Source organism: Reticulibacter mediterranei (genome assembly GCF_016587455.1).
Window position 1 is genome coordinate 8738693 of the sequence record NZ_BNJK01000001.1, and the last position, 19350, is coordinate 8758042.

Annotated in this window: 19 protein-coding genes; 5 read left to right on the forward strand and 14 right to left on the reverse strand. The window is 46.3% G+C overall.

Translation table 11 applies throughout. The features are described 5' to 3' along the window. Positions 1–45 precede the first annotated feature (45 nt). Both K3T83_RS37490 and K3T83_RS37495 read left to right on the forward strand, forming a co-directional pair. Positions 46–1260, forward strand: a complete 1215-nt coding sequence (locus tag K3T83_RS37490) for an IS3 family transposase (RefSeq protein WP_220208009.1) — start codon at positions 46–48, stop codon at positions 1258–1260. Between the two features lie 35 nt (positions 1261–1295). Beyond that, on the forward strand, positions 1296–1724 hold the full coding sequence (locus K3T83_RS37495) for a hypothetical protein (RefSeq protein ID WP_220208010.1): 429 nt from the start codon (positions 1296–1298) through the stop codon (positions 1722–1724). Positions 1725–1953: 229 nt separating this feature from the next. Here K3T83_RS37495 and K3T83_RS37500 read toward each other — a convergent pair whose 3' ends face one another. The 14 genes from K3T83_RS37500 to K3T83_RS37565 form a co-directional block, all read right to left on the reverse strand. Continuing rightward, positions 1954–3207 (reverse strand): cation:proton antiporter domain-containing protein, encoded by a 1254-nt coding sequence (locus K3T83_RS37500; RefSeq protein ID WP_220208011.1) that lies wholly within the window; start codon positions 3205–3207, stop codon positions 1954–1956. Between the two features lie 268 nt (positions 3208–3475). After that, complete coding sequence (locus K3T83_RS37505) at positions 3476–3739, reverse strand: hypothetical protein (protein ID WP_220208012.1); 264 nt, start codon at positions 3737–3739, stop codon at positions 3476–3478. Then, positions 3712–3945, reverse strand: coding sequence for a hypothetical protein (locus tag K3T83_RS37510; protein ID WP_220208013.1), 234 nt, complete (start codon positions 3943–3945; stop codon positions 3712–3714). The genes K3T83_RS37505 and K3T83_RS37510 overlap by 28 nt, the downstream gene beginning before the upstream one ends. Before the next feature lie 33 nt (positions 3946–3978). After that, the gene (locus K3T83_RS37515; protein ID WP_220208014.1) at positions 3979–4554 is read right to left on the reverse strand and encodes an NAD(P)/FAD-dependent oxidoreductase; all 576 of its coding nucleotides are present in this window, start codon (positions 4552–4554) and stop codon (positions 3979–3981) included. A gap of 438 nt (positions 4555–4992) precedes the next feature. Further along, entirely contained in the window at positions 4993–5244 is a 252-nt protein-coding gene (locus tag K3T83_RS37520; protein ID WP_220208015.1) for a hypothetical protein, read from the reverse strand. A gap of 1053 nt (positions 5245–6297) precedes the next feature. After that, on the reverse strand, positions 6298–7344 hold the full coding sequence (locus K3T83_RS37525; RefSeq protein WP_220208016.1) for a glycosyltransferase family 9 protein: 1047 nt from the start codon (positions 7342–7344) through the stop codon (positions 6298–6300). Between the two features lie 366 nt (positions 7345–7710). Further along, positions 7711–8937, reverse strand: coding sequence for an aminotransferase class V-fold PLP-dependent enzyme (locus K3T83_RS37530; protein WP_220208017.1), 1227 nt, complete (start codon positions 8935–8937; stop codon positions 7711–7713). Between the two features lie 51 nt (positions 8938–8988). Beyond that, positions 8989–10209, reverse strand: coding sequence for a cytochrome P450 (locus K3T83_RS37535; RefSeq protein WP_220208018.1), 1221 nt, complete (start codon positions 10207–10209; stop codon positions 8989–8991). A 254-nt stretch (positions 10210–10463) separates the two neighbouring features. After that, positions 10464–10793, reverse strand: coding sequence for a hypothetical protein (locus tag K3T83_RS37540; RefSeq protein ID WP_220208019.1), 330 nt, complete (start codon positions 10791–10793; stop codon positions 10464–10466). Positions 10794–10865: 72 nt separating this feature from the next. Further along, a complete protein-coding gene (locus K3T83_RS37545) occupies positions 10866–11114 on the reverse strand; it encodes an MbtH family protein (RefSeq protein ID WP_220208020.1) in 249 nt (82 codons plus the stop codon). 94 nt (positions 11115–11208) lie between these two features. Beyond that, the gene (locus tag K3T83_RS37550) at positions 11209–12942 is read right to left on the reverse strand and encodes an NAD(P)/FAD-dependent oxidoreductase (RefSeq protein ID WP_220208021.1); all 1734 of its coding nucleotides are present in this window, start codon (positions 12940–12942) and stop codon (positions 11209–11211) included. Continuing rightward, a complete protein-coding gene (locus tag K3T83_RS37555; RefSeq protein ID WP_220208022.1) occupies positions 12932–14059 on the reverse strand; it encodes a threonine ammonia-lyase in 1128 nt (375 codons plus the stop codon). Before K3T83_RS37555 ends, K3T83_RS37550 begins: the two co-directional genes overlap by 11 nt. Then, positions 14010–15107, reverse strand: a complete 1098-nt coding sequence (locus K3T83_RS37560; RefSeq protein WP_220208023.1) for a class I SAM-dependent methyltransferase — start codon at positions 15105–15107, stop codon at positions 14010–14012. Before K3T83_RS37560 ends, K3T83_RS37555 begins: the two co-directional genes overlap by 50 nt. Positions 15108–15154: 47 nt before the next feature. Further along, on the reverse strand, positions 15155–16318 hold the full coding sequence (locus K3T83_RS37565) for a pyridoxal phosphate-dependent aminotransferase (RefSeq protein ID WP_220208024.1): 1164 nt from the start codon (positions 16316–16318) through the stop codon (positions 15155–15157). A gap of 1253 nt (positions 16319–17571) precedes the next feature. On the opposite strand from K3T83_RS37565, the gene K3T83_RS58660 reads away from it, so the two are divergent. The 3 genes from K3T83_RS58660 (at position 17572) to K3T83_RS37580 (ending at position 19321) form a co-directional block, all read left to right on the forward strand. Then, positions 17572–17979, forward strand: a complete 408-nt coding sequence (locus tag K3T83_RS58660) for an IS5 family transposase (RefSeq protein ID WP_220208025.1) — start codon at positions 17572–17574, stop codon at positions 17977–17979. After that, positions 17966–18439 (forward strand): transposase, encoded by a 474-nt coding sequence (locus K3T83_RS58665; RefSeq protein ID WP_220208026.1) that lies wholly within the window; start codon positions 17966–17968, stop codon positions 18437–18439. Before K3T83_RS58660 ends, K3T83_RS58665 begins: the two co-directional genes overlap by 14 nt. A 105-nt stretch (positions 18440–18544) precedes the next feature. Beyond that, positions 18545–19321, forward strand: coding sequence for a metallophosphoesterase family protein (locus K3T83_RS37580; RefSeq protein ID WP_220208027.1), 777 nt, complete (start codon positions 18545–18547; stop codon positions 19319–19321). Positions 19322–19350: the final 29 nt, after the last annotated feature.

Below are 19350 nucleotides of genomic sequence, written 5' to 3' on the forward strand. Positions count from 1 at the left end.
GATTTCGGACAAAAATGACCTGGCTCGTAAGGTGTAAATAAAAGTATGCAGAAGAAAACCCGGAAACAGTATAGTGCAGAGTTCAAGGCAAAAGTCGTCAAGGAGATGCTGAAAGAGGAAAAGACCGTTGGGCAGCTGGCTGCCGAATACGGAGTGCATAGTAATATGCTGTATCGTTGGCGGGATCAAGCATTAGCCGGTCTGCCCAGCCTTTTCAATGACCAGGTGGGCCAGGAATTAGCCCAGAAAGAGACCGAGTGGCAGCAAGAACGAGAGGCGTTATATGCCGAGATTGGCCGCTTAACCACGCAGGTGGCGTGGCTGGAAAAAAATCTCGTGGCCTGTTTAAGTAGAGAGGAGCGGCGCAAACTGGTGGAGTGGGAGAATAGAGAACTCCCCATGAGCACGCAGGCCCGGCTCTTGAGTCTCAACCGCTCAGGTCTTTACTATCAGCCGGTGCCTCCGTCAGCAGAAGAAGTGGCGCTGAAGCATCGAATCGACGAAATTTACACAGCTCATCCGTATTATGGTTACCGGCGCATCGCCGCCCAGTTGTATCGCGAGTCCCTGGCAATCAACCAGAAAGCGGTCGCGCGGTATATGCAAGAAATGGGACTGGCTGCGGTATATCCGGGTCCGAATCTGAGTAAACGTGAGCATCAATCAGCGATTTACCCTTACTTGTTGGCGAACATCACGGCGAAGGAACCCAACCACATCTGGGGTATCGACATCACCTACATACGCTTGCGAGGCGGCTGGATGTATCTGGTCGCGATCCTGGATTGGTATTCGCGGTATGTGCTGAGCTGGGAGCTGGATCAAACGATGCAGATCGCCTTTGTTCTTGAGGCCATGCAACACGCTCTGGCACAAGCCAAGCCACAAATTTGCAATAGCGATCAAGGCAGTCAGTTTACTAGTTCGCAGTATACCCAACTGTTGCTCTCACATAACGTGCGTATCAGCATGGATAGCAAAGGGCGTGCGCTAGATAACGTGTTTACGGAACGCTTGTGGCGCAGCATAAAATATGAGGAAGTATATCTGAAAGATTACGCCAGTCCTCGCGACGCACGCCGAGAGCTGACAACCTATCTCCGCTTTTACAACGAGCAGAGGCTCCATCAAGCGCTTGACTACCGAACACCAGCAGAGGTATATTTTCCATCACGCAGGCATATGGATGAGTTGACTGCAGAAAGAAACGAGCATGTTTTGTCATCAAGGGAGGAATCCTCTTCTCTTGAGACTCTTTGAGCAAGAGAAGGGTGATGAACTCCTTGAGAGAGCCTATGATACAGAGTAAAGGGAAAATAGCGCGCGTACGTCACGGCCTGCTGCATTTTGCTGAAGTTGAACTCACCGTTTCTTCTGCTGACGAAATGGTTGTTACTTTTGATTGTCATGGAGAAGGATTTATCTCACAGGGGTATATCGAAGTAGTTCCAGCAAAAGGCTACGATGACTGGAAGCATGGGGCATTGGCAGGTATCACCTATGCGTTGGGAAAATGTTCAGATCATCCTTGCAACGTGACGGTGACGTACATTGCTGGTTTGACCACAGACACGAACCCTTCCATTGTTGGTGGAGCTGCCATCCAAGCTATCTGGTCTGCTCTCCAGTATGAGCCTACAGCCGAAGAGCAAACACATATCGAGAAGATTGTTTTTCAGAGTTTTACCCAGCCATTTGATCATGTTCCTGACTTTGGCTCATAAGTCACGGATTTGGCGCACTGACGCAAATAATGTGGACAACCCATCCATCAGCGGAAAAAAGTCATCAGGCACAAAAATGTCTCTGGGGCTTGTTTCGCAACGAAAATGGTGAAGATTGATTTCGTAAAGAAAGGAAGTCGCACCTTAGCAACCATGACTTTTGTGTCTTGACATCCTGGGTCATTTTACAAACAAACCATTTACAGATCGTGTTATCTATCTCATCTCCTCATGTTGCCGCTTTTTCGACCGCCTCTTCGGAAGTTGCCTCCGTATTTTTAGATGAGGAATATCCGAGCAACAACAGGAGCGGGGATGCCATCATCGTTGTCACGATCGCCATGATAACGAGCATAGCAAATATTGCTGGAGAGAGGACTCTCAGTTCAAATCCAATGTTGAGAACAATGAGTTCAACCAGGCCTCGTGTGTTCATCAGCACTCCAAGACAGAGCGCCTCCCTCCAGGATTCTCCCAGAATACGTACGGTAAGGGTTCCTCCTATGATTTTTCCCAGGCAAGCAATAGCGATGAGAAACAGGCAGATGAGCCACATTGTAGGTCCTTGAATAAGCCCTATCTGGGTTCTTAGTCCGCTAAAGACGAAAAAGAGGGGCAAAAACAGTAAATTATTGACCTGGTCCAGGCTACGAATCTGCTCAGCAAAAGCAACGTTCCGTGGGAGAATAACGCCCGTGAGAAACGCGCCAAAGACAAGGTGGATGCCTATCGCATTGGTTGTATACGCCGCGAGAAGAAGTATCACAATACCAGATGCGATCTGCAGAGATCTGGATTGGATATGTTGTACAACGTAGCTCAACAGCGGACGCACAACTAACACCATCACAGCAATAAAAATGATAGTTAACCCTACCGTCACCCCTGCTAACAGTCCATTGAGCGAATGGATAATCGCGACGACAAGTGCGAGCAGATACCAAGCAAGTACATCATCGACTGAAGCACAGACCAGTGCTAACATACCAATCTTTGTATGGAGTATTCGCCTTTCTGATAAAATACGCGCTAATACAGGGAAGGCAGTAATCGACATTGCCACTCCGACAATGAGCATAAATGAAAACAGGGTTGCCTTTGAGCCGCTAAGGTCTGGATACAGAAGAAAAGCACTGGAAAAACCCAGTACGAAAGGTAAAAGGATACCACTTAATGAGATGAAAATAGCCTTGGGGCTCTGACGTGCTATCAAGTGTGTATCAAGCCGTGCCCCTAGAGAAAACATATAAAGAGCCAGTCCGATATCTCCTAATGTCTGCAACATTGGGAGCGTACTCTGTGGGAACAATAATATCTCAAGATCGGGAAAGATAGCGCCAAGCAACGATGGTCCAAGGGCAAGCCCAGCCAGGATTTCACCAATGACCCATTGCTGCCCGATACGCCGACAAAGATTGCCAAACACCTGTACTGTCAGTATGATGACGTTCAGCTGGAGTAAGATGTACCCTGTAAGCATCATGTCTCCTCATAAGAAATTCCAAATCCACAGCCTGCAGCGTCAAACCTTGCCAATGTTGCAACAAATGATGTCCATTAACGGAACCATTCCATGTGAGGTATCTTTCCTGAAATTGCCCATTGATTGGAGCTATGCTTGTCTACTTCAAAAATCAGGCTTGAAAGCGGATGTGGTGAGCTCACCTAGATAATGATGCTAGATGTGATTTTTATTCTGCTCCATTTTACTTGCTCGCTGTTTCATCAGGCTGAGGACTTCAGGTTCATTTTCATCGTAGACATCCCCTTGCAGCAACTTGGGCACCGCCCATAGATACGAGATTCCGTACAAAAGCGGTGAAGAGCACATTCAAGCGATAATAGACGGAAATAAACTTGTACCGGTTGCTCGTTTCCCATCGTAAGGTCTGCTCGAAGCGCTGAAAGCCCGCCTTGCCAAACTCGCCGATCTCTACCGCTTGCAGGATGTCGGCACTGGCGAAACGAGCATTATTGAGGGCTATGCTCACTCCCGTCGAAAAGATCGGATCCACGAAACGAGCGGCATCGCCACCAGCACAAAGGTCTCGCCACAGATCTGCTTCATGGCATAACTGTAATCGCCCTCTTCACGCAAGGAATGCACCTGCCGAGCAACTCTCAGTCCCGCTACCAGTTCTGGCCGAATTTGTAGAGCCTGCCAGAAAAACGCCTCGCGCTCTTGCCTGGCACTGGCAAAGTTCTTCTTCTGGGTAACCACCCCGATGCTCGTGATCGTCTCGCTGATCGGGATCTACCAGACCCAACTATTGGTGAGGGGCAAGAAGTGGATGAAAATATAGTCCAGTTGCTTCTGATCACGAGCCAGCAAACGGCGATCATACCCTTCGAACCAAGTATGGATGGCATATTGATCAAAGACTGGATCCTGCACACGCAGTTTGAGTTGATTGCCCAGCGGTGTCCGTCGTCCACTGGCATCCACAACTAACCGCACCTTTGTCCGGCTCTGCTGACGACGAGCCACCGAAAATAGAATCTCGGGCTGGCCTGGCTCGAAAAAAAACACCCTCTGGACGCGCACGCCCTCATAGACCACCGCTCCTGCTTCGTGAGCATGTTGCAGGAGCTGCAGGTCAAACTTGCCGCGATCCACGTGGAAGGTATAGGGGCGATCCACTCCCGCCTGCTCCCGCTCCGCAAAACTAGTGTCCATGTGACTATCAGCTTCTAGCCCCTCAAAGCTATGGGTATAAACCGTTCTCTGGTTACTGGCAGTCCAGGTGGCACCATACTTTCTGGGAAAGCCAGCTTGATCCAGTTTGGACAGAAAATCCAGTCCTTTGAAAACTCGCGTCGAAGAAGGCACCAGCGGCTCGCCAACGCGAGGACGAGGAAACAGCGCCTGTTCAAAGACTACACACGAAACCCCGCTCGCGCCAGATACGCCGCCGTCGCTGCTCCTGCTGACCTACCACCAATGATACCCACATCATAATCAAGGTTCGTCATCTCTTCTCCTTAGTGCGAATTTTTCTTCCTTTACCCCTCGTAGTGCATGCACGCTTAAACTCGTTAGCTTCTGTACGCTTTTCAACATCTTTTACTTCTACAACCATTTTCTGGGAGCGATCCAGGAAATTCAGCAATACTCGCACCCGTTTCCTGGGGGCAACCGAGCCAATGAATACAGCTTCCAATCCACGGAGCGGCCCGTCTACCATATATAAAACATCACCGGGACGAAAATCTTGATCAGGGGCACAATTGTATTCATTAAGCCGGGTTATCTCTGTATATAGAGCTTCTACGGGGCAGTGTCTATGATGCTCTGGTTAAGGGCTACATCGACGGTCAGGCGGTCGATGTACTCTTGGCTCAGTATTCCCTGGAAGGTGGGGTGCTGATCTATGCCGTAGATGCCAGCGTGTGGGCACGTTGTGATGCTGAAACCAGTCCTGAGCGTGCCTTTTATCATCACTCCTCCCGCCATTGAGCGGGAAAACCAATAGTGGCGGGCTGGGCCTACCATTGGATTGCTCAGATCAGCTTTGCTCATGAGCTGGACGGTGCCGGATCTTGCGCGGTGCCTCAAGCCTGATGACAACCTAAATCTTGTTGCTGTGGAACAAATCAGAGAGTTGTTGCAAGAGTATCCCGACGATGCCCCTCTTCCCATTTTTGTCTTTGATGCTGGCTACGAGCCAGGGCAATTGGCGCAAGCTTGGGGTTCCTTGTAGGCTGCTGCTCTCAACCGTTTACGTGCAGGACGTTGCTTTTATGCTGATCCTACGGGCCAAGCGCCGAGAGGACGACCTCCACGGCATGAGCATAAATTCGCGCTTGTGCCGACCCTGCCACTTGGCTCGAACCTGAGCAGGAGTATGCTCCTGAAGATAGTCAATATGGTCAGATGCATGTGCGCGCTTGGCACAACTTGCATGCCATTCCGCAAATTCATCCCAAGCGTGGAATTCGAGGCCAGCGACCACTGATGTGAGGAACGCTGCTTCTTGTCGAGGTCGAGCGTCTTCCCAAACATCTGTGGCTGTGGTGGTATGGTCCGGAGCTTCCTCAATTAGCTCAGGTGTGGCGTGCCTATGTGGGTCGCTTCAAGCTCGAACATACCTTTCGTTTTATCAAACAGTTCCTCAATTGGACGCTGCCCCGGGTGCGTCATCCCGAACAAGCCGATCGTTGGACCTGGCTGGTCGTGCTCGCTTACACGCAACTGCGTCTAGCTCGCCCGCTGGTTGTCGATCATCGTTTACCCTGGAAAAAACCTCTGACCGAAGGCAAGTCGACTCCGTACTGTGTGCGTCGAGCGTTTTCGTCACTTTTAGGGCGCCTCCCAGTGCTCGCAAACCTACCAAAACCCTGCGGACGATCACCTGGACGGCCCAAAGGTCGTCTTTCTGGTCATGCTCCTTGTTATCCTGCTGTTAAAAAGGCTGTCTAAACCCTCCTTTTTCTTCAGTCGCTGCTTTCTCTGATAGTTTCTTGCGACTTTCGGCTAGACCCTCATGGTTAAAATGCAAGTTTAGTGTGGTGACGGTAAATTCAAAGATGGGCATGCTCCACCATTCTAACTACTTTCTTTATATTTACACACTTATTTCATTGATTTACAGTGTGCCAAAATTTCGATAGTTGAATTGACTACTGATACTGGAGATATTGCATGTAAATCATCATAGAAAAGGCAATTTTTTACTTTCCACGGACCCCATTGTTGAGGAAGGTTTATGCGAGCAGATAGAACAACAACAGGAGTTTGAACAGCCGCTGAAATATGCATTGGTCCAGTATTATTAGTAATAAGAATGTCTGCGGCCTCTATGAGAGCACACAGAGAAGGAAAAGACAAATTTCCTGCAAAAGAAAATACTCTCTGACGATTTTCTTTTCGGATTTTACCCATTATTTTTCCTACCAATTCCTTTTCTTCTTTTGAGCCAGTGATTCCTATATTTAGCCTAAAGTTCTCTCCTAATTTGTTAATTACTTCTGCATACAATGCCCACGGATATGCTCTCGCGAGATTACTACAGCCAGGATGAACAATAACCAGGGGAAGCTGATGATCAATTTCATAAGAAGAAAGAAGTACGTTTATATCCTCTTGCGCACTCTTAGGAACCTGTACAACAAGCTTAGCTTCTTCCTTTGCTGTATGAATACCTACTGCTTCCACAAGATTTAATGCATGCACAACCTCATGTATGGTCTCTTTTGGAGGGTTATATCGAGTTGTAAGTAAAGAGCGTGTAGGATATGCTGAAGCTGCTGCACGCAAGGGGATATTTGCAAGATAACATAAGTACGCAGGAGCAGATGTACGCGGGCATTGGCGAAACGTAGTGAAAATCAAAGCACCATCAAAATTGCTCTCTCTCAGTAGCTCAATTAGCTGAAACTCTTGTTGGCTATCTTGCAATGAGTCATACTCCCACGGCATCCGATGAACAATTACATCATCAATATCGGCACTTACTAAAGAAGCTGGTGATGCAGCTTCAGTTGTTAATAACGTTAGTTTACTCTGTGGCAGTTTTGTTTTGATCGCACGTATAGCAGGAGTCGTTACTAATATATCACCGATCCTTCCTGAGCGTATAATGAGAAGACGTTTAGCAGAATACCAGCTATTTTTTTTCATATGCATACTCCTAATGCAAGATAACGTGAATACGAAACGTCATGCGAGGCCCTCGCACTACACCGCATGACCAAAGCTCACCGCCAGAAGATTCGGTCAGAACTCACTTGGTCAGAAGATACTGTTGGCGAATCCCCTCCGTCAAGCAGCTAGAGTAGCAAAACAGTTTCGCCCAGGGAGCCCCATTCACCATTGCATGAAGCGAAGAATATTGGTTGCTACTTTTGAATGTATAAGCTGGAGATGCTTTTTTAAAGCCAATAGAACGAAATCTCGTAATCCAGGTAATACGAGTTGTTTGTGGGAAATTTCTTCAATCCCTGTTCGCCCTCGATTTTAGTCGCTTTGAACCTTTTTTGCCACAGATCAGATATCTGATCTGTGCAAGGGATATTGATTAAAGGCATATTTGTGGTCAGTTGTTGCCGCTTCTAAGACCTCACAAAGCTGATTGATTTCTTCGTGGCTGTTGTAGTAATGTACAGAGGTTCGTATTAGACTACTTAGTCCTCGCGGTTCCATATCTAGACGATTAGAACTGAGAAGTGGAACCCAGACATTAATACGATGCTTTGCCAGAATTTGACGAATTTCCATCGGATCTTTCCCAGCAATAGTAAAAGAGACTATGCCACACTGTTCTGTTCCTTGATCTTGTACAACTACACGTGGTAATGTTCGCAACCTTGCACGTAGCATACTCGCAAGGCTTGTTATACGTGACCATATAGCATCGATTCCCCATTGAAGAGCATAATCAATGGCTGTGGCCAAGCCTATCTTGCTTGCACAATTCACTTCCCAACTTTCAAAACGACCAGCATCTGGTGCGAGCTGATAGCAATCTTTAGAAATCCAGCGAGCGGCATCTAACCCTAAGATGGGTGGTTCCAACTGGTCAAGAACACTTTTGCGTACATAGAGAAGCCCTGTTCCTCTCGGGCCACGTAAATATTTACGTCCAGCAACAGACAACAAATCACAGTTTATCTGTTCTACGTCAATTGGCATTTGCCCGACCGATTGGCAGGCGTCCAGCAAATAGAGAATGCCAGCCTGACGAGCAATCCGACCTATAGCTGCTGCTGGATTAATGAGACCGTGGCTCATGGGAACATGTGTAATGGCGAGAAGCTTCACATGTTTATCAATCGCATTATACAGGGCTTCAAGAGAAATCTGATCATGATCATCATTGGGAATAACAGTAATTTCCACGCCATATTTCTGTGCTATTTGTAGAAAAGCAATATAATTGCTAGCGTATTCAGCACGAGATGTAAGGATACGATCACCTCTTTGGAAAGAGATGGAGTAGAATGCCATATCCCAGGCTCGTGTGGCATTTTCGGTAACAGCGATTTCATCGCGTTGACAGTTAAGTAAACATGCTGCTAAATCATATACACGTTCTATTGCATTATTACGTTGTTCTGCAGCTTCATAGCCTCCAATCAGCGCCTCAAGCTGAAGATGAGCTGTGATGGCGTTAAGTACCTGTTTGGGCATTAAAGAAGCTCCAGCGTTGTTTAGATGGATGACATGTTCACAACCAGGAGTGTCAAGCCGAGCACGGTGCAAATCAAACTCCATATATTGTCCTCTTGTATTTTTTACCTAAATTCATTTAAAGCATGTTTTCCCTTATAAATATGTAGTTGGGGTTGCTCCGAAGGTGATAGGTAATGATTTCAGTAAGCGAAAATTAATGTCCTCTTGCCACTGAACGGCAGCCTCGTGAAATATAGGGGTTGGAAGACGGCGCAATAGTGTTTCAATGGCTATCTGTGCCTCTGTAAGCGCAAGCGTAGCTCCTATGCAAAAATGCAAACCATAGCCAAAGCCTACATGACGATTCTTCCCTCTCTCAATATCAAGCTGATCAGGATATGAAAATTGTAAGGGATCACGATTTGCCGCCCCTATAACACAAACAATATTCTGTCCTGCTTTGATTGCTTTGCCTTCAATAGAGGTGTTAGAAAGAGCAATGCGCCCTATTAATTGCACTGGTCCTTCGTAGCGTAATAATTCTGCAATAGCAGTTGCGCTTACTTCAGGAGTATCTTTCAAAATTTGTAGCTGAGTAGGATGACGCAAAAGGGTAAGCATGCTGTTTCCTATCAAATGAGCTGTAGTCAACTGTCCTGCGTCGAACAGTGATAAATAAATAGCAAAGACCTCTTCGTTATTCAGTTGAGAAGTTACTTCATTGGCTTGGACAAACTTACTAAGTAAATCTGTTCCGGGATTGCTCCGACGAGCTGCCAGAACATTATAAAAATACTCCTTGAGCTCGATAATGCTTGCAACTTCCTGCATAGACCGGCTAAAAAATCCCTGCAAGAGACCAGTCCTATGCCTGAAAAGATAGCGATGTTCTTCTGGCACTCCCAGCAGCTCAGCGATCACTGCTGCTGATAATGGGAGTGCAAAATCATGCAATACATCCATAGATTCTTTTTTTAATACACCATCAAGCAGCTCATCCGCTTTGTGTTGAATATATGGACATACGTTATTGACTACATGATTAGTAAAAATTTTACTGATAAACCTTTTTTGTCGCGTATGTACTGGAGGATCTAGAAAAGGGAGCATCCTAGTAAGCACTTGAGAAAGTGGCTTCAATTTCTCACGCTCATGAGGAGGGACGTGAGCGAGAAAGGAAGCAATACGGTTGCTGGACAAATGAATATTGTTGAGAGTAGCTATCACACCTGTATACCTTGTCACTACCCAGCTATGCAAGGGTTCGTCCCAATAAATAGCTTCAGATGCCTGGAGGTTACGATAAAAAGGATATGGATCAGCATATTTTTGCGGATGATATAAACTTATCATAGATTTATTTGAATATGGCATCTACAAGAATCCTTTCTTATGCTTGAAGTGGTTTTATGGCTCATTGAAACCGAACAAATCAAAACTTTTCGTCCTCGGCGAAGCTAACAGAGTAGTACGCGATGTGCAAGTAACCTTCTCAAAGAATAAGTCCACGAGGTATCCTCAGAAAAACCTGAACACCATTCTGGGGAGGATTCTCATGGACCTGGACGGCTTTGAACTGTTGACAACAATTTACCTGAAGGACCGCTGTTTTTCGCAACACAACCAGATTATATCTCTTCCAGCACGATAAGATGGCCTTTCCCCTGAAGGGTGGCCAGATCAATATCGGCTACACAACGTACTTTGACATAGTTGAGTGTTAGAGCTCCTTCAACATGAACCACGCCAGTTCGTTGCTTAAAATCGGCTTTGCTGACGTTCGTAGCAGCTTTGTCAACTCTTACGCCTAAGTCAGTTCCTCCACTCGTTTCAGGAAACTTGATAAAGACATATTCTATCTCTTCCAAGCGCTTTTGCAACTCCTCTAAGGAGGGACTGGGGCCACCGACACATACAGGGTGTTTCGCCTCCGAGAGTCGCTTAACCAGATCATTCATCGAGATACACTCCTTCCTCTTTATCGAATGTCACAAGCCGGTCTTTCAAATAGTAGGCTTTGCAATACTTTCTCATGTTTCGATCTCCCTGTCGGCTTCAATCCTTTTGACCTGTTCTTCCATCTTTTTGCGTAAACTCAACGGGCGCATATCTGTCCAAACCTCTTTGATATAGGCCAGGCATTCGCTCTTGGTTCCGCGTTGCCCCGCATCTCTCCAGCCAGGTGGGTTCTCGCGATCAACAGGCCAGATGGAATATTGCTCCTCGTGATTGAGAACAACTTTGTACATAGCGGTTTCTTCCTGTTTTTCTTGGTCCATGCTCCCTCTCCTTTTTCATAGTAAGTAAGCTTCGCTTTCAATGATACGGATCTTAAAACCATCTGTCGTCTTTCCTCTGGGAAGGGCTTTTGTACTAGTTCTGTGCAAGTGCCTGAAGGTGTTGAGTAAGATCGTGCATACCAAACAGAGCTGGAATGCGAGCAAGCTTGAATGGGCGAGCAGGTGAAGCTGGTGAAAATAGCCTGTCAAATGTCCAGCGATTCGTATCCAGACTAACTCCCCAGGCGTTCAGCCACAGTGGTGATGGTAAATGTGAAAGTGTTTCAGGCATGATATCATTTAGAGCCATCAGAAAAATAATTTGTGCGAGTTCTTCGAGATATTCTAATGTTAGTTGATGATCATAAATCAGTGCTTTTGCACTTTTTGACCTCTGAAAATTGCGATGATATAACTCTAACATCTCTGGAATAGCAAAATAATCGATAAATTTGTATGAATATCTTCCGCTTGTATGTTTTGCCCACGTTTTAAATAGCCTTTCCATCCGTGTTACCAGAGCAAATATTCTTGATAATAGAGGTTGCAAGGCGGTGCTTTTTTCCTCATTTAGATACCAAGCACCGAATTTCTGAGCTGCATTCAGGGAAAACCCTCTTACAAAATCCCACATTAGCTTGATACCCATCACTAGATCATTACCGAAAAAAACGTATGCTGGATGAGTAGACCACACTGTTCCATTATGGAAAGCCAAAAATGTCTCATTCCACAACTCAACACCTCGCGCATCTAGCTGCCCCTCCTGTTCACGTTTCACCATTTCGGTAATGATAGTATTAGCAAATCCTAGTTGATCTATGCCCGGAGAAAGAAAAGGGTCTGCAAAAACAGCCGCGTCACCTGTACATGCCCATCTCTGTAGCGAAAATACCTGTTTGGAACTGTAACTATAGTGCCGTAAGACCTGGAAATCAACAGGAGGGATCTTCTCGATCCTCTTCCAAAGCAACGGTTCGTGCTTCTGAAGCCACAGCATAGCTTTATCGTAGGTATTATATTCAGAAAAAGGAAAAAACCCTTCATGCGTGACAATGCCTATGCTGGTATGTCCAGAAGCAAGAGGAATTAACCAAACCCATCTTCCATCATCCATAAGATGATTTGTTGAGTAATAGCGATTATTATCGGGGACACGCTCATGCCAGGCTTTTTCTGTCCGGGGAACCAGATCACAGACATCAATTCTTCCCCTGAGCCGAAACCATGAAGCGCTATGATGAAGATCTTGCTTTTTTATAAGATTCAACTTCTTTTGCAAATAGCGCCTGCGCCCCATTGCATCTATCACCCAGCGACATCGAAGTAAATAGCGCTGCTCGGTCGCCTTACTAGAGACAAAAATCTTATGAAGACCACCTTGTGATGTAAGATTAACCTCATCTACTTTATACCCTGAGAGCATCTGTATTCCCAGTGCAGTATTGAACTTTTTGAGGTCTGTTTCCAACAGCGCTCGATCCAATTGAAAAGAGTCAAGGGGCGATGCATGAGAAGTCCCAAATTCTGGCCTGTCTTGAAAAGCAGACTTTCCATGACCAAAGAAAAAACGTAGTCCCCACTTGCGGTAATGAGCCAGTTCTAAGTACTCGCGCAAATTCAATGTATCAGCCAGATAGTGGGCAGAAGTTTCAATCGTCGATTCGCCAACTTGAAGGGCTCCTGTCCGGCTTTTGTCGCCCAGACCTTCCACAAGCAGGAGAGAGAGATTAGGTATCGTCATTGTCAACTGTCTGGCAAGCGTTAGTCCGGCTAAGCCCGCACCACAAATCACTATATCGTATTCAGTTTTCAGATCAGGCTTCATACAAGTCATCCTCTCTATGATATCTATTATCTTTAGCAAGGCCGCTGGACATGATATTTAGTAAAATCTCAGAATCAATGTTTCCCCCAGATAGAACAACTCCAACACGTTTACCTCTGGTGTCAACTTTCCCGCTGAGCAACGCTGCTAGAGCAACTGCCCCAGTCGGCTCAACAAGCACTTTTACCTCCAATAGCAAAAAACGCAGAGCTGCCTTGATATCCTCATCTGTAACAAGTACTATCTGCTCAAGCAATTCTTGCTCTATGGGAAATGTCAGCCTACCAGGTGATTGCGCACGAATGCCATCAGCAATCGTCGTTGGCCGTGAAATGTGTACAGGATGCCCGCTACAGAGGGAAAGGAAGGTATCATTTCCATCTACAGTTTCTACTCCTATCACATGTATTTTGGGTTTATACTCTTTGACCGCAATACAGCTTCCTGCAATGAGGCTCCCTCCTCCACATGGCAACACGAGAAGATCAAGATGAGGTATCTGCTTCCACATTTCATGCATGACTGTTCCTTGCCCTGCAATAACGTATGGATCATCATACGGAGAGATGAAAACGAGATCTCTTTCGCGCGCTAAAGATTGAGCAATCTCCTCAAGATCTTCCGTTCTGGGGTCAGCAATAAGAACATGAGCACCATATAGCTTCGCAGTTGCAATTTTACTGCTAACAGCATCATCTGGTAAAATCACCGTTACTGGAATACCAAGTAGTTTTCCACTAAGCGCAACCGCCAATGCATGATTACCAGAAGAATAGGCGACAACACCTCTTTGGCGTTCTTCTGATGTAAGAACACTCAAGCGATTAAAAGCCCCTCGAAACTTGAATGCACCTGTACGCTGTAAATTCTCGCATTTGAGATAGATGGTCCCCTCAGTTTGGTCGTCTAGCCGGGAAGATGTTAAGACGGGAGTAGGACACGCATATCCGGCGATTCTCTGTGCTGCTGTTTCTATGTCGCGCAATGTGATAGTCGTAGTCTGGGCCATGAAGTACTCCTCTTGATAAGAGCAAAGCAATGTATTCTTCTCACAGAAGAAGCGTTCATTACTTATCTGGCTTTTCTCCATAAGCAAACAGGAGTTGCCAGTTGACATAGGTCTTTCCTTCCTCAGTAACCATCCCCAGGAATTGATGAATATATGCTTTAATCTTCTCAAAGTCTGGCCGCTTTAGAAGATCATCAGGGTCCAACACAGCTTCCTCTCCTAGCCCAAACAACTCTCTTACAAACCAGACAGCCTCCGCCTCCGTGTCAAATACCCAGGGCGTTGGCAGACATGTGATGAGGATATTTTCTAAACCACTTTTCTCTAAAACTGCCTGTATTGTGGACTCACGAGGGAAATGTGAGATATGACCATCAATAGAAAAGTTAGCAACAACCTCATCAAAAAAATCAACAGTCAACATTTTTTCAGGTAACACACGATATATTAAATTTTGCTGCTTAATCAGAGATGCCAGAGAAACAACTCCATCTTGGCATGTGGAAAGAAGCTGCTGAATTACACGCTTGACGCGATAGCCAGGTACATCCTCATTGATTGCATCGAAAAGATGAGTATGAATAGAAAAATGCTTCTGCTGAAAAAATGCTTGCTTCTGCTCGTAGTAATATTTTAAACTTTGAGCTAGAGAGTAATTCTGTTTGCCTATGGTCTGCAGGTCCGGTACACCGACATCAACGAGAACGAGCTTACCACCTGGAGCCAATAAACGCGTCCAACGCATTAGTGACTCTGATTGAACTTTATCTGATAGGCTTACATTGATCTTGTCCTTACCGAGCCGGTAGATGTGGTGAAGAGCTGCAAGGCAAGTTACTGCATCCACCTGCAATGTATCAGGTAATATATTGGACACTTCTCTTATATCTGCATAAATCAGGTCTCTATTACTTTGAGAGGCTGCAAGAAATGCAGGCGACTTATCTACTCTGATGCTTCGCTCGAAAAGCGGTTTTAGAGCATCTGCCAGGTATCCAGTGCCAGATGCTAAATCTATCAAGGTCTGTTTGCGCCGATCTTCTTCATAGAGCAGAAATAAGATAGGTATAATTTCTCGCACACGTGCGTATGGACATCGCTGCAAGGCTCTGTTATAGCGCTTCGCTCTCTCTTCTCCAAACGTCTGAATAGTCATGACAGTATAAAACCTCCCTTTAACCTTTTTGTATCAAGAGCAATCTATTAGCCGTACAGGGAAACAAATCGCTCGATTCTATCGAATCCTATCTGTATGTCTTCCAACCCTATAGAGAAGCTCAATCTTATATGCAAGTTCTCATCGGGACCGAAAGCACAACCAGGAATAACACATACTTGTGCCTCGTGAAGAAGCTCAAGAGCAAACTGCATGGCATCAATATCAAATAGTTGTAGCCTGGGAAAGATATAAAAAGTTCCCTCTGGTCTACAGTAACTAAAGAATTTATTCAGATTATCTAGCCTCTTACAGACCAGGTCTCTTCTTTTTCCAAATTCATTTTTAAAAAAAGTAACACAATGCTGAGGACCCTGTAGTGCTGCTAGAGCTGCTATCTGTGAAATTCTAGGAGTACTTACAACCATAGCATCGTGTATTTTTACTACCTGTTGAACCAGTTCTGTTTGGGCTAGCAAATAACCAACACGCCACCCCGTCATTGCATACTCTTTCGAGAAGCTATAGCATACTATCATTTTTTTTCTTATTTCAGGAATGAGAAATAAATTAAAAACTGCTTTATCATCATATGTGATAAATCTATATGTTTCATCCATAATAATATAAAATCCGTATTTTAAAGATAATTCAGCAATCGCTCTAAGCGTTGCTTCTTTGAGAATACAGCCTGTTGGATTCAAGGGGTTAGCCAGTACGATTGCTTTTGTCCGGGAGTTGATCACATGCTCTATTTGATCGACATCTAGTTTCCACATATCTGCTTCAAGCAATTTCACATATCGAGGCGTTCCACCAGCAAGTAGCACCTGCGTAGCGTGTGGTCCAAAGCCAGGAGAGGTGAGAATTACTTCATCACCAGGATTCACCAATGCCATCAGTATTGCAAAGAGACCTTCCATTGCACCAACAGTCACTACAATTTCGCGCTGCGGATCAAGTGCAACACCTTCTTGCTGTGCGTGTTTTGCGGCGATAGCCTCTCTTAGCTCGAATAGTCCTTGTACTGGACTATATATACCTGCCTCTGCATCCTCGAACAGCGCCTTCTGAACCGCTTCCCTAATGTGCAGTGGCGTTACAAAAGATGGAACGCCCCAACCGAAAGACACCACATCTTTCATACTCCTGGCTTGCATTGTCAATTCTTGAATAGGCGAAACCTCTATTTGCCATGCTCTTGAAGTCATTTTTCCTCCTGTTTACTATTCAACATGGGTCAATGCTGTTGCCAACCACGTCCATCCATCAACTAGTATGAGATCAAGGGTGTGAGAGCACGATGATGCCTGAAACTTTCTCTCAGGACGCTTGCTCCCGACCACACAGATCTATCTAGTTGATTGATATTGAGTGTGATGTTGCCAACGATGGAGAACCGTCAGATGCTTAAATTCAGCCGTTCCAGCAATGATGCATTTGATTTCGATGGGAGAGGCTTATTAATGGGTAATGATAGTGGCGCTCTCACACCTCACAGGGAGGAATGCGTTGCCATGTCAGGGGTGATCCCTAAACTGAATTGAACCCGATTGGCTATCATGGAGCATAAGCTACGACAGGATAGCATTTTTGACAGAGGAACGGCAAAGATGCGCTAAACCTACAAGATCCCTGTAGAGCGAAGCCTGATAATTGGTTTAGATCGCACGCATATGCAGTTAGCAGACTTGGTATGCATTAAGGCTAGCATCAAAATCTCTAATTGTCAAGCCTGCGTGTCAAGTTAGACGAAAATAGGCTTATCCCATGCTTGATACAACAAATGAGGTAATGGTTTCTTTCCTCATCTCTTGTTTTTTTCTCATAGTGGTTAGGCAAGCAAACGAAGCGCGAATGCATTCAAAGACTTTTTGGAGCATTGACACGCAGGCTTGACAATTAGAGATTTTGATGCTAACCTTAATGCATACCAAGTCTGCTAACTGCATATGCGTGCGATCTAAACCAATTATCAGGCTTCGCTCTACAGGGATCTTGTAGGTTTAGCGCATCTTTGCCGTTCCTCTGTCAAAAATGCTATCCTGTCGTAGCTTATGCTCCATGATAGCCAATCGGGTTCAATTCAGTTTAGGGATCACCCCTGACATGGCAACGCATTCCTCCCTGTGAGTTAAACCCCGATCTTGAATCATTCAAACCAATATCTCTGGCTGGAATGGAAGACGTTTCTTTCTTTTCTGTCGCCCCTTTCTAGAGAATTCCCTAAAGTACGACCTGGCTTCAGGTGTAGACAGGCTACCAGATGTCTCAGAATGTGTCTTACTCCCTTGGTAATCGGGCGCAAGACCACTCGCAGATGAGGTAGATGAAGCGGAGAAAAAGGAGAAAGAAGAGAAAAGGGATATTTGGTGTGGACGAGCTTGGGGAGACGACTATCTTGTGGGATGATACAAGAGGGAATAGAACGTATGGCAGAGTGACTGGAAAGGAGCATGCCACGATGTTTAAGACACGACTGTATCGAGCGTATCCCTCCAATCTCACTGATGAGCAGTGGAAGCTGTTGGAACCCTTGATCCCAGCGATCAAGCCGGATGCCGCCTTTTACCTGCACGAACGGCGCGCGATCGTCGACGGGATTCTCTACGTGTTGCGCAGCGGCTGTCCATGGCGGTCACTCCCCCATGACTTTCCGGCCTGGCAGACCGTGCACCATTATTTCCGGATCTGGCGACAGCAAGGGGTCTGGGATCAGGTGCTTGATGCCTTGCGGGGGCAGATGCGCACGCAACAGGGACGTGATCCTCAGCCGTCTGCGGCCGCGATTGATAGCCAATCGATCAAAACCAGCGCCGTGCGTGGCCCAGAGAAAGGCTACGATGCGGGGAAAAAAAATGTGGGGACGTAAACGTCATGCCCTCGTCGATAGCCAGGGCCATCTGATGAGCGTGAAAGTGACCGGAGCCGATTGCTCCGATCAGCAAGGAGGCCAATTGCTGCTGCAGCCATTGAAAGACCGCTTCCCTCGCATGCAACTGGTTTGGGGAGACAGCCACTATGGTGGGCACTTCATTACCTGGCTCAAGGTGCATCTGGGCTGGATCATGCAGACCGTCAAGGCACTACGTGTGCCCAAACGCGGCCTCCTGGTTATTGAGGGAGAGGATGTCGACTGGGACCAGCGGTTTCCCACGGGCTTTCGTCCTCTCCCACGGCGCTGGGTCATCGAGCGCAGCTTCGCCTGGATCACGCGCTGGTGCCGACTGTGTCGCGATCACGAGGGCTTGCCAGCTAGCTCGGAGGCCTTCATCACGCTCTCGGCTAGCATCGGCATGTTAACCAGGCTCGCTCCACCGTTCCCTGTTTGATGGGAGTAAGACACATTCTCAGAAAAAGTATCATTTGAATGGCTTTTTAGTATATTTGTGTTATCGAAGCACAGAGGAGTCTCACCCCAAAGGAGAGAGAACAGTATGAAGATAGCTCTTTTCTCTGATATTCATGGGAACCCAATAGCGTTAGAAGCAGTGATAGCAGATATTGGTGCAATGGGCGGTGCTGAAGAGTATTGGGTACTGGGGGATATGGTTGCGCTGGGATACGACGCGGTGGGAGCCGCAAAAATGATAATGGAGTTGCCAAAAACGCGTTTTGTGCGTGGTAATACAGATCGCTATGTCTCTGCGGGAGATCTACCCTGGAAACTGGAGGATGTACAACAAAAACCCGAGTTGCTGGCGGATTTTTTATCATTAGCACGTAGCATCGCATGGACCCAGGGGGTACTGGTAGCCTCTGGGACATTAAAATGGTTTGCACAGTTACCGCTCGAACAAAGATTAATACTGCCTGATGGAACCAGGTTACTGGGAGTACACGCATCACCAGGAATGGACGATGGACCAGGGATCCACCCTAGACAGAGCGATGAGGAACTGCGCAATATACTGGCCGGTTGTAGTGCAGATCTGGTAGTAGCAGGGCATATTCATGTGGTGATGGATCGTAAGGTAGATAACATACGGGTAGTAAATTTGGGAAGCGTGGGCAATCCCGCAACCCCAGATCTACGGGCAAGTTATGCAATGTTGGAGGCAGATAGCACTGGTTATCAACTGGAAATAAGGCAGGTTGAGTATGATCTAGAAGCGGTAATTGCAGAGATTCAACGCGTTGAACATCCAGCGAGTGATTATCTGATGCAACTTGCGTCGGGCCAGCGATTATCAAAATACAGGGATAGAGAGTAAAAAATATTATTCATAACAATTTAAAGGGT

Coding starts and splice junctions, on each gene's coding strand:
- K3T83_RS37490 (WP_220208009.1), top strand. CDS start 46: ATGCAGAAGAAAACCCGGAAACAGTATAGTGCAGAGTTCAAGGCAAAA.
- K3T83_RS37495 (WP_220208010.1), top strand. CDS start 1,296: ATGATACAGAGTAAAGGGAAAATAGCGCGCGTACGTCACGGCCTGCTG.
- K3T83_RS37500 (WP_220208011.1), bottom strand. CDS start 3,207: ATGATGCTTACAGGGTACATCTTACTCCAGCTGAACGTCATCATACTG.
- K3T83_RS37520 (WP_220208015.1), bottom strand. CDS start 5,244: ATGAGCAAAGCTGATCTGAGCAATCCAATGGTAGGCCCAGCCCGCCAC.
- K3T83_RS37525 (WP_220208016.1), bottom strand. CDS start 7,344: ATGAAAAAAAATAGCTGGTATTCTGCTAAACGTCTTCTCATTATACGC.
- K3T83_RS37530 (WP_220208017.1), bottom strand. CDS start 8,937: ATGGAGTTTGATTTGCACCGTGCTCGGCTTGACACTCCTGGTTGTGAA.
- K3T83_RS37535 (WP_220208018.1), bottom strand. CDS start 10,209: ATGCCATATTCAAATAAATCTATGATAAGTTTATATCATCCGCAAAAA.
- K3T83_RS37540 (WP_220208019.1), bottom strand. CDS start 10,793: ATGAATGATCTGGTTAAGCGACTCTCGGAGGCGAAACACCCTGTATGT.
- K3T83_RS37545 (WP_220208020.1), bottom strand. CDS start 11,114: ATGGACCAAGAAAAACAGGAAGAAACCGCTATGTACAAAGTTGTTCTC.
- K3T83_RS37550 (WP_220208021.1), bottom strand. CDS start 12,942: ATGAAGCCTGATCTGAAAACTGAATACGATATAGTGATTTGTGGTGCG.
- K3T83_RS37555 (WP_220208022.1), bottom strand. CDS start 14,059: ATGTCAACTGGCAACTCCTGTTTGCTTATGGAGAAAAGCCAGATAAGT.
- K3T83_RS37560 (WP_220208023.1), bottom strand. CDS start 15,107: ATGACTATTCAGACGTTTGGAGAAGAGAGAGCGAAGCGCTATAACAGA.
- K3T83_RS37565 (WP_220208024.1), bottom strand. CDS start 16,318: ATGACTTCAAGAGCATGGCAAATAGAGGTTTCGCCTATTCAAGAATTG.
- K3T83_RS58660 (WP_220208025.1), top strand. CDS start 17,572: ATGTTTAAGACACGACTGTATCGAGCGTATCCCTCCAATCTCACTGAT.
- K3T83_RS58665 (WP_220208026.1), top strand. CDS start 17,966: ATGTGGGGACGTAAACGTCATGCCCTCGTCGATAGCCAGGGCCATCTG.
- K3T83_RS37580 (WP_220208027.1), top strand. CDS start 18,545: ATGAAGATAGCTCTTTTCTCTGATATTCATGGGAACCCAATAGCGTTA.